Origin of the sequence: Saccharothrix longispora (genome assembly GCF_030852425.1) — a bacterium.
GTDB classification, from domain to species: Bacteria; Actinomycetota; Actinomycetes; order Mycobacteriales; family Pseudonocardiaceae; genus Actinosynnema; species Actinosynnema longispora.
In genome coordinates this window covers 260,540-274,244 of record NZ_NSDM01000010.1, presented here as the reverse complement: position 1 = coordinate 274,244, position 13,705 = coordinate 260,540, and the positions used below count along the sequence as shown (strand labels likewise).

The window sequence follows — 13,705 nt, the reverse complement described above, 5'->3', positions numbered from 1 at the left end:
TCCGCTACTGCTCGTTGACGTACCAGCGCTGGTCGATCCGGGCGAAGTCGCACTCCTCCAGGCGCGGGCTGCGCTCGTGCCCGTCGTAGGTGACGCAGGTGCCGAACTCGTCGTTCACGAACACCCGGGAGTCGCCGCTGCCCTCGCGCCACCACCGCTGCCCCGGGTCGTCGGCGTCGCACTCGCGGCCCTTGAGCACCCCGCCGACGGCGGCGGCGCAGAGACCGGTCGCCACGTTCTCGATCAGGTTGTCGTCGCTGCCGAGGCTCCAGACCTGCCGCCCGCTGCCGCGGTAGTCCTCGGCGATGATCGGTTTCGTGTCCCGGAGCGTTTGCAGCCACACGTCCTCCGAGCCGTTCGCGCTCTCGATCACCGCCACGGTCGCGTCCTGCCGCGTCGGGTCCTGCGCCGTCGCGTCCGCCCCGGCCAGGGGTGCCCACACCGCCACCGAACCCGCGACCACCAGCGCCAGCAGCGCCTTCCGGAATGCCATGGACCTCACCCCCCGCACTTGTCCGGGCCGTGGCCCGGATCTCCGAATCCGTCGGTCACCAGTAGAACCGGACCGCGGGGGCAGGCCGACGAACACGACGCTCACGGGTGAAAGACCACCTGCTACGGCAAGGCCGGAAGCCCGTCACCACGCGGGGTGCCGGTCGGTGCGACCGAACACGTGGTCCCGCGTCATCACATCGCGGGATCGACGCGGTGACGTCGTCGTGCCCTCACCGCGCCGCGGTGGGGGCCTGGGGCGCCGCCTGCTTGATCCGCGTGCGCAACCAGGTCGGTTGGCGGGCCGGTCCTGCTCGCAGGAGGCGACGACGGCGATCAGGTCGCGGTCGCGCAGCCCCTGCGCGGCCTGGCCGACGACGGTCCAGGTGATGTCGGTGAGGCTCGCCAGGGTGTAGAGGTCCTGGAGGTCGCGCAGCAGGCCGACGGGACCGCTGCGGGTGTCCAGGCCGGTGGCGGTGCAGGCGCTCGGGTTCTTCCTCGCGGTGCTCGCCGTAGCGCTCGACCACCGGTGCCAGGGCCTCGGCCTGGCGGTCGACGCGGGCGGCGAGGACCTCGCGGGTGTGCCGCACGTCGGGTTCCCCGCCGTGGCCTCGGCCGACCTCGCGGAAGGCGTCGGCCGGCGTGGTCAGCGAGGGGTGCAGCAGTCCCAGGTAGGTGGCCAGGTGCACGGTTCAGCCCTTTGGCGCGGGGTGCGGCACGTCGGGGGTCCGCTCGGGGACCGGTGGCGGGGCGGGCGGGCCGGTGGGCGCCACGTCCTCCCGGACGTCGTCCTCGCCCGCGGTGGCCGGCACGCCGGCGGGGTCGTGGGGCGCGGAGGCCGTGGTGATGGGCGCGGGCGCCGGTCGCGTGCCGTCGCCGATCCTGGTCACGCGCACGGCGGCGACCTTGAACAGGGGTTGCTTGGACACAGGGTCCCACTCGGTCGGGGTCGGCTCGTTGGCCGCCCGCGCGTGCCGGTCGCCGCCGGTGTCCCAGTAGCCGTAGTGGAAGGGGACGAACACCACGCCGTCACGACCCTCGGGCCCGAGCCGGCCGTGGTTGACCACGTCACCGGCCGACCGCGCACGCCGACCATTCGGCCGTCCTTGACCGCGATGTCGCAGCCGCAGCCGTTGCCGCACAGCACGCACGCCGACCGCACCCACCGGTCCACGTCGGACTCCGCCAACCCGCGATCCAGCGGAGGTCCACCCGCACCGGCCACGGCGCGTCCTTCGCGTGCGGCGTGCGGGTGCCCCGGATGTCCGCGATCCGGTCGGCCATGCGATCCCTTCGTCGGTCCGGCGCGATGCCGGGTCACGCCCCGGTCGCGTCGTCCCGGTCGTCGTCGGGCGTCCCGCGGTCGCCGCCGTCCCGCGGGTCGTCGGGCGACGAGTCCGGCTCGCCGAGCCCTTCCTCCTGCTCGGTGGCCGGCTTCGCCCCGCCGGCGCGCACGGCTTCCTCCTCGGGACCCGCCCCGGTGATGTCGTCCAGGTCGGGCCGGTACCCCGGCAACCGGTCCTCGAACGCGGACGCACCGGGTGGGCGACCTTGCGATCGGCTTGCGTTCGGGGGTGGGACCGGCCATCGTGAGGCGGCACCGCCGTTCCACCCGGAAGATCGGGGTATGACCCTCTCCGTGCTGCTGGTCGAGGACGACGAGCACATCAGGCAGGCACTGGGCCTCGCGCTCGACGACGAGGGCTTCACGGTCACCGACGCCGTGTCCGGCGAGGACGCCCTCGCGCTGCTGGGGACCGCGGTGTTCGACGTGGTGCTGCTGGACCTGATGCTGCCCGGTGTGGACGGCCTGGAGGTCTGCCGCACCATACGCGCCCAGGGCGACCTGCCCATCATCATCGTCACCGCCCGGACCGACGCGAGCGACGTCATCGCCGGCCTCGAAGCGGGCGCCGACGACTACGTCACCAAACCGCTGGTGGCGTCCGTCCTGGCCGCGCGGATCAGGGCGCTGCTGCGCCGCACCGGCCGCCAGGACGAGCTGATCAGGGTCGGGGACCTGGAGGTGCGCCCCGAAGCGGGCACGGTGACGCGTGCCGGCGCGGAGGTGCACCTCACCAGGACGGAGTTCCGCCTGCTGGTGGAGCTGGCCTCGGCCGACGGCCGGGTGGTCAGCCGCGAACAGCTGCTGCAACGCGTGTGGGGGTACGACTACTTCGGCGACACGCGGCTGCTCGACGTCCACATCCGCCGCCTGCGCCGCAAGGTCGAGCCCGAGCCCGACGACCCGACGCTGATCACCACCGTGCGCGGCACGGGCTACCGGCTGGACGGCTGATGCGCCGGCTGTCGCTGCGCTGGCGCGTCGCCCTGGTCCTCGGCATCGGCTCGCTGCTGCTGACCAGCGCGCTCGCCGTCATGGTGTGGAACCTGACGTCGGGCTACATGCAGCGCCAGCGCGAGCAGAGCGCCACCCGGCAGGCCGAGGTCAACGTCCGCCTGGTCGACGAGGCGCTGCGCACCGGCTCCGACGGCCTGGAGGACCTGCTGACCGGGTTGACCACCGGCCCCGACTCCACCGTCCTGCTCTACCGGCCCGGCCAGGTGCTCACCAGCGGGCGGCAGATCGACCCGCGGGTCCTGCCCGAGGAGCTGGTCGACCTCGGGCGACGCGACACGCCCGCCTCCCAGCGGCTCGTGGTCGACGGCATCCCCGTCCTGGCGGTCAGCCTCCCGATCGACTCCACCGACGGCGCCTACGTCGAACTGGCCCCGCTGGTGGAGCTGGACCGCACGTTCCGCTTCCTCGGCATCCTGCTGATCACCGGCGCCGTGGCCGGCGGGCTGCTCGGCGTCGCACTGGGCTCCTGGGCGGGCCGGCGGGCCCTGCGCCCGCTGACGGAGCTGACCAGGGCCGCGTCCCGCGTCGCCGGCGGCGACCTCAAGGCCCGGCTGCCGCAGCAGGCCGACCCCGACCTGGCGCACCTGGCGACGACCTTCAACTCCACCGCCGACGCGCTGGAGCAGCGGGTGCTGCGCGACGCCCGGTTCGCCGGTGACGTCAGCCACGAGCTGCGCTCCCCGCTGACCACGATGGTCAACGCCGCCGAGGTGCTGCGCCGCCGCCGCGCCGAGGTGCCCGGCACGGCCGGCCGCGCCCTGGACCTGCTCACCTCCGAGGTCGACCGGTTCGCGCACATGGTGGTCGACCTGCTGGAGATCTCCCGCGCCGACCAGCGGGCCGAGGACACCGACCTGGAGACCATCGACCTCGCCTCGCTGGTGGACAACGTCCTCGACGCCCGCACGTGCACCGAGGTCCCCGTCCGGTCCAAACCACCCGGTCCCCGGGTCCTCGGCGACCGCCGCCGCCTCGACCGCGTGGTCAACAACCTGCTCGACAACGCCGAGCGCCACGCCGGCGGACCGGTGCGCGTCGCGGTCCTCGAACGGGACGGCCGCGCCAGGCTGGAGGTCGACGACGCCGGACCGGGGGTGCCGCCCGAGGTCCGCGACCGCATCTTCGACCGCTTCGACCGGGGCACGCGGGCCGGCAGCCGCGGCACCGACACCGGCAGCGGCCTCGGCCTCGCCCTGGTCGCCCAGCACGTCCACCACCACGACGGCGCGGTCTGGGTCGAGGACCGACCCGGCGGCGGCGCCCGCTTCGTCGTCGAGATCCCGGAGGTCGACCAGTGAGGACCACCCCCACCCCGCTCGCCATCGCCGCCCTGCTCACCGCCGGTGCCCTGCTCACCGCGGCCTGCGGTGTCACCCCCCAGCGCGAACCCCGACCGCTGACCACCACGACGGTCCCCGCCGCCACACCGACCGTGACCGAACGCCCCGACCCGACCTCTGCCACACCGACGACCACCACGTCCCCCAGCGCCACCGCGGTTCCCACCACGTCGGCGCGGTGACCGGGTCACCGGGGCGTCGCGGTCCCGACTGGAGCCCCGGGGGCGGTGGGACGTGGTCGGTTCACGCCGCGCACGAGTGGCAGCGGTGTGGTCCGATCGGCCGGTCCCGGCCCGTCCAGCCGTCCGCGACGGCCTCGTGCCACAGCACGACCCACTCCTCGCGCCCGCTGTCGCCGCCGTACCCGCGACCGCAGTCGTCGCAGATCAGCAGCAGGGCGACAGCGCCGTGCCCGACGGGGATGGCGGTCACGGCGAGGTGGTCGACTTCCCGGCCGGGCACGGCGGCGAGGCGGGGCGTGCCGCCGCGGAACGCCCCCGCAGGAGCAGGGCGGCGGCCAGGGCTGCGAGCACGGCGACGACGCAGCCGACCGCGAACCCGTTGATCCCCATGACCGGCAGGCCGCCGGGGTGCCCGTCGCCGACCCGCGCGGAGACACCGGCGAGGCACAGGCCCAGCACGCACAGCAGCGGTCCCGTCCACGGCGCGTCGAAGGGCGCCATCGCGCCCACCAGCGACACGACGACCACGACCGAACCGGTGAGCACTTCGCGCACGCCGCCGGTGATCCCGGTCCCGGCCACCGCGGCGCCCAGCGCGAACGGGGAGGCGATCAGCCACAGGCCCACCACGAGCAGCAGCGAGTGCAGCACCGCGCACCACGCCGAGGCCCGGTGCGCGACGGCGGGGAGGAGCACTTCCGGCACGTCGTCAGTCCTCGAAGAGGAGTTCGGCCCACACGGTCGTGGTGCCTGCCCGGGACGTGACGCCCCACCGCGCGGACAGCGCGCCGACCAGGAGCAGACCGGCCGCCGGCCGCCACGGTCGGAGCCTGCCGACGGTGTGGTCGCGCGCGCTGACGACCAGGCTCTCCCCCCGCCGGTTCAGCAGGAGTTCGAGCACGTACGGCGGGGCGCCGTGCCTCCGGGCGTTGTCGAACAGCTCACCGGCGACGACCTCGACGAGGCGGACGTCCTGCTCCGACCAGCCGTCCAGGCGTTCGCGCAGCCACCTGGCGACCTCGGCGGGCGGCATCGCGTCCGCGTCCTCGACCACCAGGACCGCGGTGTCGTGACCGGCCGTCACCGCGCGCCTCCCGTGACGTCGAGCGCGCGGGGCGCGGGTGCGCGGCGGGGGTTCTGCTGGGAACACACCCCCCAGCATTCCGCGCCCGCTCCCGCGTGCACCTGACGAAATCCTTGCGATCGGGCAGCCGGCACCGGCTCGGCGGCGGTGGACCGCACCGTCCGAACAGGACAGCGGGTGGACGTCCGCCCGTGGGCGCGACGTGGGTGATCGTCAGGTAGTCGTCAGGTCGAGGCCCCGCGCCTTCCCGGATAATGGGCGGTGAATCCGGACAAATCGGGAGGCGTCATGACCGTGGACGGATACCGACGGGAACCCTGCTGCCGGGAGGCGCTGACCCGGCTCACCGCCGAGTTCCGCGGACGGGTGCCCAAGGGGGTGGTGGCCTGCACCGTGCTGGAGGCGCGCCACGACCTCCAGGGGCAGATCCGACCCGGGGCGCTGGCCGAGCTGCTGCACCGCTTGGCCCACCACCGGCTCGACGCCATGGTCTCGGCGCGGACGTGACCGTGCCGCCCGCCGAGCGCACGAGGTCCATGCCCGTCGACGCGGAGGCGGTCTTCGAGGTGATCACCGACCTCGAAGACCTGTCGTCCTGGCTGCCCGCGGGGGTGGAGGTCGACTGCTACGGCGCCCACCTGGTCCGGCTGTGGGTGGGCGGCGAGGTCGTCGAGAGGCGGATCGCGGTCGACTGGGAGAGCCTGGGCGTCACCTGGGGCGATCCGCACTCCCCCACCTACACCGGCGCGGTGCGCGTGCTGCGCGTCGCGCCGGGCCGCAGCGCCGTCACCGTGCGCCTGACCGGCTCGGCCGGGTTGCCCCCGTCGAGGCTCGACGACTGGCTCGTCCGGGCGCTCGACGAGTTGGCGCTCGTGGCCGGTGTCCACGCCGGGCCGCGAGGGGCCGGCGGGCGCGGGGCGCACCGCAGGACCGGTCCGGACGCGCCGCGCCGCCCCCTGGAGGTCATGCTTGACCGGTGACCACGGACCAGACCCGGCCCGCCGGGGGTTTGCGCGAGCAGCGCAAGGCGCGCACCCGCCGCGCGATCCAGGAGCACGCCCTGCGCCTGTTCCTGACCAAGGGCTACGACGACACCACGGTCGAGGAGATCGCCGCGGCGGCGGGCGTGTCCCACATGACGTTCTTCCGCTACTTCCCCACGAAGGAGGCGGTGGTCGAGGACGACGACTACGACCCCCTGATCGCCGGGCTGGTGCGCGGGCGGCCCGCCGGGGAGGACCCGATGACCGCGCTGCACGGCGCGCTGCGCGCGGGCCTGGACGCGGTGCTCGCCGCCGACCGCGACGCGGTCTACACCCGGACCCGGCTGGTGGTCACCACCCCGGCCCTGCGGGCGCGGCAGTGGCGCAACACCGACACCACGCAGTCGCTGCTGGCCCGGGCGCTGGCCGACCGCGAGGACCGGCCGGTCGACCTGCGGCTGCGCGTGATCGCCGCGGCCGCCACCGCGGCCCTGATCACGGCCCTGACCGCCTGGGTGGACGACGACGGCGTCGAGGACCTGCGGGTGCTGGTCGACCAGGCGTTCGCCGCGCTGGCGGACGGTGCCCCCTAGCACCTGCCGTCCGACTCCTTCATGCCCGTGTTCGCCCCGCCGTCCGTCCCACGATGCCCGGCACGCAGGCGGTCTGGTCGAGCGCGTGGCCGTAGGGGATGGAAACGGTGGTGGTGGGCCTGGGGTCGGGACCTGCGGGGTTGGTCTCCTCGTCGGGGCTGGACCAGGTCACGTTGTCGAAGGTGTTGCCGCTGACCTGCCAGTACCCGGCCTCGTCGGTGTAGAAGGTGCCGAGGGCGTTGTGCGAGTCCTCGAAGTAGTTGTTGTCCACCTTCGCCTTCGCCCCGGCCCGGGAGTTGATCCCGGACTCCTCGAGGCCCACGTGGTGGTTGTTGCACATGTGCGCCGTGCCGCCCCGCAGCAGGGGCGTGCGGGAGTCGATGTTCTGGTGCAGGTTGTGGTGGTAGGTGACGAACCCGTTGGAGCGGTCGCTCTCGCTGGACCCGACCAGTCCCCCGCGGCCGGAGTTGCGCAGGGTGCTGTAGGACAGCGTCACGTACTGGGTGTCGTCCTTCATGTCGAACAGGCCGTCGTAGCCCTCCGACTCCCCGCCCGACGCCAGCAGGGTGACGTGGTCGACCCAGACGTTGCGGACGCTGCTCTCCATGCCGATGGCGTCTCCGCCGTTGGACGTGGGGAACCCGACTTCTTGACGTTCCGGATGGTCACGTTCCGGATGATGATGTTGCGGGACTCGCGGATGTGGATGCCCAGCTGGTCGAACACGGCGCCGCCGCCGACACCGATGATCGTGACGTTGCCGATCCGCTTCAGCTCGATCACACCGGCGGCGGTCGAACAGCTGTTACCCGAGACCTTGGCGGTGTTGCCGTGGTTGATGGTCCCCTAGACCTCGATGGTGATCGGGGTGTCCTTGGCGGCCCGGCCGCACAGGGCCTGGTGGATCTGGGTTCCGGAGGTGGCGCGGACCGTGATCCCGCCCTGACCGCCGGTGGTCCCGCCGTTCCGGGACGCGTAGCCGGTCGCGGCGCCGGCCGCCGCCGACGCCGGCGACATCGCCAGGGCCGCGCCGGCCGAGGTCGCGAGGGCCACCGCGGCCACGACCGCGGGAATCCGCCGTGCGACTGCTCGTTTCATTTCGTCTCCTGCGTCGTCGAAGGTCGAGCGGTGCTGTCGCATTCACCGGTACCGGGCGGTTCGGCCACGACCTGATGACGCCTCCGTCGATTCGGAGGATCAGCGCGGGCGCAGACCGGAAAGCGCTTGTCCCAAGCCAGAGGCCGGTCTTGACCGTGTCAATCCATCCTGATCCCCGTTCACTAATGTTCACGACTTCTCCGGGCGGGCCATTATCCGACCGGTCACGTACATGAACATCCGGTTCCGATACGTGAATTCGCACAAAGGCATACCGGTGCCCCGGGGTCGCGGGCGGACCGGTCGTCGAGAACGGTGCGGCCCCACCCCGGAGGGGTGGTCCCGAACCCGAGGCGGACGCAGCCACCGTGGACGGACCGCTGCTCCCCACGGTGTCGGCGACCCCTGGCGTCGTCCGCGCCGGCCGCCGGCCGACCGCCGAAGGGGATGCCTTCGGCCGGCGGGCACCCCCTTCGGCCGAGTGGTCGACCGACCGTGAAAACAACAGGGGAATCCCCCTATTCGCAAGCGGATCGACATTCCCGCACTGCCGGAAAAGTCGCCGAGGTGTAGACTGACCTCATCCGGCGAAATGCACGACGGAACCGCAGAGGGTGCCCGATCCGCCGGTTGACCAGCCGCAACCCATTCATTGCGACACGCTCGCGCACGTGTGCGGTCCGCGTCGCACCTCGTCGAGTGAGGCAGTGCCTATGACCAGCACACCGTTACCCCTCGCACCGAAACCGATTCTGGACGAACCGCGCACCCGGACCGAACTCCTGGTCATCCGGCTTTTCCTGGTGATCCCGTTCATCGCGCTCGTCGCCGTCGTGCCGCTCACCTGGGGGTGGGGGCTGAGCTGGGTGGACCTGGCGCTCGCGGCGGTCTTCTACACGGTCTCGACGCTGGGCGTCACGGTCGGCTACCACCGGTACTTCACGCACGGCGCGTTCAAGGCCAAGCGCGGGCTCCGCGTGGCGCTGGCCATCGCCGGCGGACTGGCGGCGCAGGGACCGGTGATCGGCTGGGTGGCCGACCACCGCCGTCACCACGCGTTCTCCGACCGCGAGGGCGACCCGCACTCGCCCTGGCTGTTCGGCACCTCGCCGGCGGCCCTGGCACGGGGGTTCTGGCACGCCCACATGGGCTGGCTGTTCGGCCGGGACACCACCAACGTCGACCGGTTCGCACCGGACCTCGAAGCCGACGACGACATCCGCGCGGTCGACCGGCTCTTCCCGCTGTGGGTGGCGCTCAGCGTGGCGGCGCCCGCGCTCCTCGGCGGTCTGATCACGATGTCGTGGTGGGGCGCGCTGACCGCGTTCCTGTGGGCCGGCCTGGCCAGGATCTCCTTCCAGCACCACGTCACGTGGTCGGTGAACTCGATCTGCCACATGATCGGCGACCGGCCCTTCGCGTCGCGGGACCGATCGGCCAACTTCTGGCCGCTGGCGATCCTGTCCATGGGCGAGTCCTGGCACAACTCCCACCACGCCGACCCGACGTGCGCCCGCCACGGCGTGGACCGCGGGCAGGTCGACGTCTCCGCGCGGGTCATCCGGATCTTCGAGAAGCTCGGCTGGGCCTGGCAGGTCCGGTGGGCGCGCCCGCAGCGGCTGGCCGCGTTGCGCGTGGACGCGCGATGAGGGTTCGGCGAGGGGTGACAGCGGGTCAGGGCGGGTCCCGGTCCACCCGGATCGCGTCGTGGGCCAGCCTGCGGACCGCGACGAGGGCCGCCGCGCCGAGCGCGATCGACACCACGGCCCGTTCCGCGCACTCGGCCGTCGCCCCCGCGTTGGCGATCTGATCCGCTTCGGCCTCGGCGACGATCCCCCCGGCCCGGAGGTAGGCGGCGAGGACCCCGTCGTCCGGCGGCAGCCCGGCCACCTCCATGGCCACCAGGACGGACACCAGGTCGTCCACGTCGGCGTGCACCGCGTCGACCCGCCAGCCGCGTGCCTCGAAGGCCGCGACGAGCCTGCGCCGCCACCGCGCCCGGCTCTCCTCGTCCCCGACCACGCCCGCGGCGCACGAGCGCCAGGAGTCCGCGCCCGGCACCCTGGGCGGGCGCGGACCCCGCCCGTCCGGGTCGCCCGTGAGCTCGGCGACCGAGGCCAGGGACAGACCGCCCACGTCGATCAGGGCCCGGATCACCCGGAGCCTGCGGACGTGGCTCTCGTCGTACCTCGTCTGGTTGGGCCCGGTGCGCTCCCCCGCGTGCAGCAGGCCGGAGCGCAGGTAGAACTTGATCGTCGAGATGCCGACCTCGCTGCGCCTGCTGAGTTCGCTGATCCGCACGATCCGTCCCCTCCGGATCACGCCCAGGGCGCGGTGGGGTACCACGGGATCAGTTCGCGGCGGGCGAGCAGCCGCACGTCCCAGTACAGGAACGTGAAGACGCCCACGGTGATCAGCGCGGCGGCGGTCAACGCGGCCGTGCGCGAGGGCTTCTCGGTCAACCAGCGCTGCAGCCGGCCGCCGAGGAACAGCGCCATGACCACGAACAGCACCGCGAGGATCACGATGTTGCCGATCGACTGCAGGCTGAACGCCACCGCCCCGTACAGCGGGTTCCCGCTCTCCGCGGCGTCCCGGAACATCTGCCGGAACAGCGCGAACGGCCGTCCGATGAGGAAGGCCCCGATCAGCGCGCCCATGACCACCATCGGGGCGTTGGGGAACCGGCGGGCGAGGCGGGCGAACGGGTCGCGGACGAACCCCAGGGCGGCCAGGCCGATGTAGCACATGGCCAGCCCGATCACGCCGAACACGACCATCGACTGCACGCTCCGCGCCGACAGCTGCCCCGGTGCGTTCGGCGCCGTGGAGAACTGCGGCATCCCGGTCCCGACCAGGCCCACCAGCGCGCCGTAGAGCACCGAGACCGCGAGCATGCCGACCGAGAGCCACAGCAACGGCTTCAGCACGCGCCTGACCCGGTCGGCGCCACTCGTCGACTCCCCGAGCATCGGCGCCACGGAACCGAAGGCGGCGATGTTGCAGGCGGTGAACGTCCCGGCGACACCCGAGACGAACGCGAAGACGATCCCCGCCCACGCGCCGACGATCGGGGTCTCCTTGGCGTCGTGCCCGAGCAGTGCGTCGGCGACGTTGTCGCCGATCGTCTGGTCGACGAACTCGGCGGACCACACCACCGTGAGCAGGAACCCGGCGAGGGCGCTCAGCGCGACGACCAGGCCGCGGCGCCGGGGGAAGTGGCCGTTGACGAACGCGGACGTGGCCAGGGGCGTCCCCGACCCGCCGGACGTGCCCACGGCACCCGTGGTGCTCCTCCCGCGCATGGCGACCCCCTTCGTCCGACCTGGTCGGTCCCGGAACCCGTGTGCGTCGACGACCGCGCCCACCCGCGGCAGGGGGTGGGTCACGCGTCCTCCACATGATGCGCGAGGGCGATCACGCGGCACGTCTCCAGGCGTGCGCTCCGGTCCCGACCGCCGCACTGCCCGGAACAACCGGTCGCGGACACGGCGCTCTCGGAGAAGACACCGGGAGGGGGTCGGTGCAGGCTGGGTCGGTATGACGTCCGCGGAGGAGACCCAGGCGATCGGGGATGTGGTCGGATGCTGGTGAGCGTGACCGGTGGGACCGGGTTCACCGGTTCCGCCTCCACCGCGGCCCCCGCGGCCGCGGGCCACCGGGTCCACGTCCTCGCCGGGAACACGTCGGCCGCGGACGTGGCCCGGACGCCCGGCGCGCGGCACGTCCGCGACGCCGCAGCCGTCCACACCGGACTCCACGCCGCACCCGACGGGGGACGACACCGGTCCGCGGCGGGTCACCACGTGGCGCACCTCCTGGGAGACTCGGATGACTGACGTGTCGGATGTCGGGATCTGGCGGCGGAACACCTCGGACGAGGTGGAGTCGCTCGACTTCGTGCCCGAGCCGGTGACGAGACGCCCGCCGCCCCCGGCGGTCCCCGGGCCGCCGATCCCGAGGATGCCCGCCCCGCGCACGATGGCGTCGATCCGGGAACGGCTCGCCGAGTTGCGGGAGCGGGTGCTCGCCGGGGACGCCGCCGGGGTCGAGCGGCAGCACGCGCTCGGCAAGAGGACCGCGCGCGAGCGGCTGGACATGCTGCTGGACGAGGACTCCTTCATCGAGATCGACCTGTACCGGCAGCACCAGGCCAGGGGCATGAAGATCTCCGAGAACCGGCCGCACTCCGATGGCGTCGTGGCGGGCTCCGGCACGATCCACGGCCGTCGCGTCTTCGTCTACTCGCAGGACTTCTCGGTCTTCGGCGGCTCCCTCGGCGCGGCGCACGCGTCGAAGATCCACAAGGTGATGGACCTGGCGATCGCGACGGGGTGCCCGATCATCGGGCTCAACGACAGCGGTGGCGCCCGCATCCAGGAGGGCGTCATGGCCCTCGACGCCTACGGCGGGATCTTCCGGCGCAACGTGGCGGCGTCGGGGATAGTGCCCCAGATCAGCGTCGTGATCGGCCCGTGCGCGGGCGGGGCGGCGTACTCCCCCGCGCTCACCGACTTCACGTTCATGGTGCGCGACACGGCCAAGATGTACCTGACCGGTCCGGACGTGGTGGAGGCTGTCAGCGGCGAGCGGGTGACGCACGAGGAACTCGGTGGCGCCGAGGTCCACGGCAGCCTGTCGGGGGTGGCGACGTTCGTCCACGACGACGAGGAGTCGTGCCTGGAGGACGTGCGCTTCCTCGTCTCCCTGCTGCCCGGCAACAACATGGACGGGCCGCCGGAGGGCGAGCCCGTGGGCGCGACCTCCGACGTGCGGCCCAGGCTGGCCGAGATCGTACCCCCCGAGCCGAACAAGCCCTACGACATGCGCGCGGTCGTCGCCGAGCTCGTCGACGACGAGGAGTTCCTCGAAGTGCACGAGAACTGGGCGCGCAACATCGTCTGCGGGTTGGCCAGGATCGACGGGCAGGTGGTCGGCGTGGTCGGCAACCAGCCGATGGCCTTCGCGGGTGTGCTGGACTCCGCGGCGGCGCAGAAGGCCGCCCGCTTCGTGCGGTTCTGCGACGCGTTCGGCATCCCCCTCGTGACCCTGGTCGACGTACCCGGGTTCCTGCCGGGCAGCGAGCAGGAGCACGGCGGCGCGATCCGGCACGGGGCGAAGCTGCTCTACGCGTACTGCGAGGCGACCGTGCCGCGCATCCAGGTGATCATCCGCAAGGCCTACGGCGGGGCCTACATCGTGATGGACTCGCGTTCCATCGGCACCGACCTCTCCCTGGCCTGGCCGACCAACGAGATCGCGGTCATGGGCGCGGAGGGCGCGGTGAACGTCCTGTTCCGCAGGGAGCTGGCCGCCGCGGCGGACCCGGTCGCCCTGAGGGCCGAGCTCATCGCCGAGTACACCGAGCAGCTCATGCACCCCCGCTACGCCGCGGAACGCGGACTGGTCGACGACGTGATCGACCCCGTCGAGACCAGGGCCGCCGTCGCCCGCGGGCTGCGGATGATGGCGACGAAGCGGCGGACGGCGCCCGCGCGCAAGCACGGCAACGTGCCGCTGTAGCCGACCGGAGGGCGGTCACCACCCCGGCGCACCCGCGCGCCCGGGGCG

The 13,705-nt window shown here is 73.0% G+C and carries 18 protein-coding genes and 2 pseudogenes; 9 read left to right on the top strand and 11 right to left on the bottom strand.

Annotated elements, in window-relative coordinates; translation table 11 throughout:
- Positions 1–4 precede the first annotated feature (4 nt).
- The 4 genes and pseudogenes from CKY47_RS23540 to CKY47_RS23525 form a co-directional block, all read right to left on the bottom strand.
- Positions 5–493: a ricin-type beta-trefoil lectin domain protein gene (locus CKY47_RS23540; protein WP_306748177.1), complete on the bottom strand. Its 489-nt coding sequence runs from the start codon at positions 491–493 to the stop codon at positions 5–7.
- 232 nt (positions 494–725) lie between these two features.
- Positions 726–1,181, bottom strand: a pseudogene (locus CKY47_RS23535) (hypothetical protein).
- A gap of 3 nt (positions 1,182–1,184) precedes the next feature.
- Positions 1,185–1,776: pseudogene (locus CKY47_RS23530) on the bottom strand (molybdopterin dinucleotide binding domain-containing protein).
- Between the two features lie 33 nt (positions 1,777–1,809).
- On the bottom strand, positions 1,810–2,007 hold the full coding sequence (locus CKY47_RS23525) for a hypothetical protein (protein ID WP_306748176.1): 198 nt from the start codon (positions 2,005–2,007) through the stop codon (positions 1,810–1,812).
- A 112-nt stretch (positions 2,008–2,119) separates the two neighbouring features.
- On the opposite strand from CKY47_RS23525, the gene CKY47_RS23520 reads away from it, so the two are divergent.
- The 3 genes from CKY47_RS23520 to CKY47_RS23510 are packed head-to-tail and all read left to right on the top strand — an operon-like array spanning position 2,120 to position 4,376.
- A complete protein-coding gene (locus CKY47_RS23520; RefSeq protein ID WP_306748175.1) occupies positions 2,120–2,791 on the top strand; it encodes a winged helix-turn-helix domain-containing protein in 672 nt (223 codons plus the stop codon).
- Positions 2,791–4,152 (top strand): sensor histidine kinase, encoded by a 1,362-nt coding sequence (locus tag CKY47_RS23515; RefSeq protein WP_306748174.1) that lies wholly within the window; start codon positions 2,791–2,793, stop codon positions 4,150–4,152. Before CKY47_RS23520 ends, CKY47_RS23515 begins: the two co-directional genes overlap by 1 nt.
- Positions 4,149–4,376: a hypothetical protein gene (locus tag CKY47_RS23510; protein ID WP_306748173.1), complete on the top strand. Its 228-nt coding sequence runs from the start codon at positions 4,149–4,151 to the stop codon at positions 4,374–4,376. The genes CKY47_RS23515 and CKY47_RS23510 overlap by 4 nt, the downstream gene beginning before the upstream one ends.
- Positions 4,377–4,437: 61 nt before the next feature.
- Here CKY47_RS23510 and CKY47_RS23505 read toward each other — a convergent pair whose 3' ends face one another.
- From CKY47_RS23505 to CKY47_RS23495, 3 genes are read right to left on the bottom strand one after another with little or no spacing between them, the layout of a single operon-like run.
- Entirely contained in the window at positions 4,438–4,626 is a 189-nt protein-coding gene (locus CKY47_RS23505; protein WP_306748172.1) for a hypothetical protein, read from the bottom strand.
- Entirely contained in the window at positions 4,623–5,081 is a 459-nt protein-coding gene (locus CKY47_RS23500; protein WP_306748171.1) for a hypothetical protein, read from the bottom strand. The genes CKY47_RS23505 and CKY47_RS23500 overlap by 4 nt, the downstream gene beginning before the upstream one ends.
- 4 nt (positions 5,082–5,085) lie before the next feature.
- Complete coding sequence (locus CKY47_RS23495; RefSeq protein ID WP_306748170.1) at positions 5,086–5,460, bottom strand: ATP-binding protein; 375 nt, start codon at positions 5,458–5,460, stop codon at positions 5,086–5,088.
- A 288-nt stretch (positions 5,461–5,748) separates the two neighbouring features.
- Between CKY47_RS23495 and CKY47_RS23490 the strand changes: the two genes are divergently transcribed.
- From CKY47_RS23490 to CKY47_RS23480, 3 genes are read left to right on the top strand one after another with little or no spacing between them, the layout of a single operon-like run.
- Positions 5,749–5,967, top strand: a complete 219-nt coding sequence (locus CKY47_RS23490; RefSeq protein ID WP_306748169.1) for a hypothetical protein — start codon at positions 5,749–5,751, stop codon at positions 5,965–5,967.
- The gene (locus CKY47_RS23485) at positions 5,964–6,440 is read left to right on the top strand and encodes an SRPBCC family protein (protein WP_306748168.1); all 477 of its coding nucleotides are present in this window, start codon (positions 5,964–5,966) and stop codon (positions 6,438–6,440) included. Before CKY47_RS23490 ends, CKY47_RS23485 begins: the two co-directional genes overlap by 4 nt.
- The gene (locus CKY47_RS23480) at positions 6,437–7,036 is read left to right on the top strand and encodes an acyl-CoA-like ligand-binding transcription factor (protein WP_306748167.1); all 600 of its coding nucleotides are present in this window, start codon (positions 6,437–6,439) and stop codon (positions 7,034–7,036) included. Before CKY47_RS23485 ends, CKY47_RS23480 begins: the two co-directional genes overlap by 4 nt.
- Positions 7,037–7,055: 19 nt before the next feature.
- Here the strand turns inward: CKY47_RS23480 and CKY47_RS23475 are convergent, their stop codons facing one another.
- A complete protein-coding gene (locus tag CKY47_RS23475; protein WP_442638270.1) occupies positions 7,056–7,649 on the bottom strand; it encodes a pectate lyase family protein in 594 nt (197 codons plus the stop codon).
- 48 nt (positions 7,650–7,697) lie between these two features.
- Between CKY47_RS23475 and CKY47_RS23470 the strand changes: the two genes are divergently transcribed.
- Positions 7,698–7,886 (top strand): hypothetical protein, encoded by a 189-nt coding sequence (locus tag CKY47_RS23470; RefSeq protein WP_306748165.1) that lies wholly within the window; start codon positions 7,698–7,700, stop codon positions 7,884–7,886.
- On the opposite strand, the gene CKY47_RS23465 is transcribed toward CKY47_RS23470, so the two are convergent.
- Positions 7,883–8,134 (bottom strand): hypothetical protein, encoded by a 252-nt coding sequence (locus tag CKY47_RS23465; protein ID WP_306748164.1) that lies wholly within the window; start codon positions 8,132–8,134, stop codon positions 7,883–7,885. The genes CKY47_RS23470 and CKY47_RS23465 overlap by 4 nt on opposite strands.
- Before the next feature lie 713 nt (positions 8,135–8,847).
- Between CKY47_RS23465 and CKY47_RS23460 the strand changes: the two genes are divergently transcribed.
- A complete protein-coding gene (locus CKY47_RS23460) occupies positions 8,848–9,783 on the top strand; it encodes an acyl-CoA desaturase (RefSeq protein WP_306748162.1) in 936 nt (311 codons plus the stop codon).
- A gap of 25 nt (positions 9,784–9,808) precedes the next feature.
- Here the strand turns inward: CKY47_RS23460 and CKY47_RS23455 are convergent, their stop codons facing one another.
- Together CKY47_RS23455 and CKY47_RS23450 are read right to left on the bottom strand one after the other, a co-directional pair.
- The gene (locus CKY47_RS23455) at positions 9,809–10,435 is read right to left on the bottom strand and encodes a MerR family transcriptional regulator (RefSeq protein ID WP_306748160.1); all 627 of its coding nucleotides are present in this window, start codon (positions 10,433–10,435) and stop codon (positions 9,809–9,811) included.
- Between the two features lie 17 nt (positions 10,436–10,452).
- Positions 10,453–11,439, bottom strand: a complete 987-nt coding sequence (locus tag CKY47_RS23450) for a hypothetical protein (protein WP_306748159.1) — start codon at positions 11,437–11,439, stop codon at positions 10,453–10,455.
- 676 nt (positions 11,440–12,115) lie between these two features.
- Between CKY47_RS23450 and CKY47_RS23445 the strand changes: the two genes are divergently transcribed.
- Complete coding sequence (locus CKY47_RS23445) at positions 12,116–13,657, top strand: acyl-CoA carboxylase subunit beta (RefSeq protein ID WP_306748284.1); 1,542 nt, start codon at positions 12,116–12,118, stop codon at positions 13,655–13,657.
- Positions 13,658–13,705 lie beyond the last annotated feature (48 nt).

Coding starts and splice junctions, on each gene's coding strand:
- CKY47_RS23540 (WP_306748177.1), bottom strand. CDS start 493: ATGGCATTCCGGAAGGCGCTGCTGGCGCTGGTGGTCGCGGGTTCGGTG.
- CKY47_RS23520 (WP_306748175.1), top strand. CDS start 2,120: ATGACCCTCTCCGTGCTGCTGGTCGAGGACGACGAGCACATCAGGCAG.
- CKY47_RS23515 (WP_306748174.1), top strand. CDS start 2,791: ATGCGCCGGCTGTCGCTGCGCTGGCGCGTCGCCCTGGTCCTCGGCATC.
- CKY47_RS23490 (WP_306748169.1), top strand. CDS start 5,749: ATGACCGTGGACGGATACCGACGGGAACCCTGCTGCCGGGAGGCGCTG.
- CKY47_RS23470 (WP_306748165.1), top strand. CDS start 7,698: ATGGTCACGTTCCGGATGATGATGTTGCGGGACTCGCGGATGTGGATG.
- CKY47_RS23465 (WP_306748164.1), bottom strand. CDS start 8,134: ATGAAACGAGCAGTCGCACGGCGGATTCCCGCGGTCGTGGCCGCGGTG.
- CKY47_RS23460 (WP_306748162.1), top strand. CDS start 8,848: ATGACCAGCACACCGTTACCCCTCGCACCGAAACCGATTCTGGACGAA.
- CKY47_RS23450 (WP_306748159.1), bottom strand. CDS start 11,439: ATGCGCGGGAGGAGCACCACGGGTGCCGTGGGCACGTCCGGCGGGTCG.
- CKY47_RS23445 (WP_306748284.1), top strand. CDS start 12,116: ATGGCGTCGATCCGGGAACGGCTCGCCGAGTTGCGGGAGCGGGTGCTC.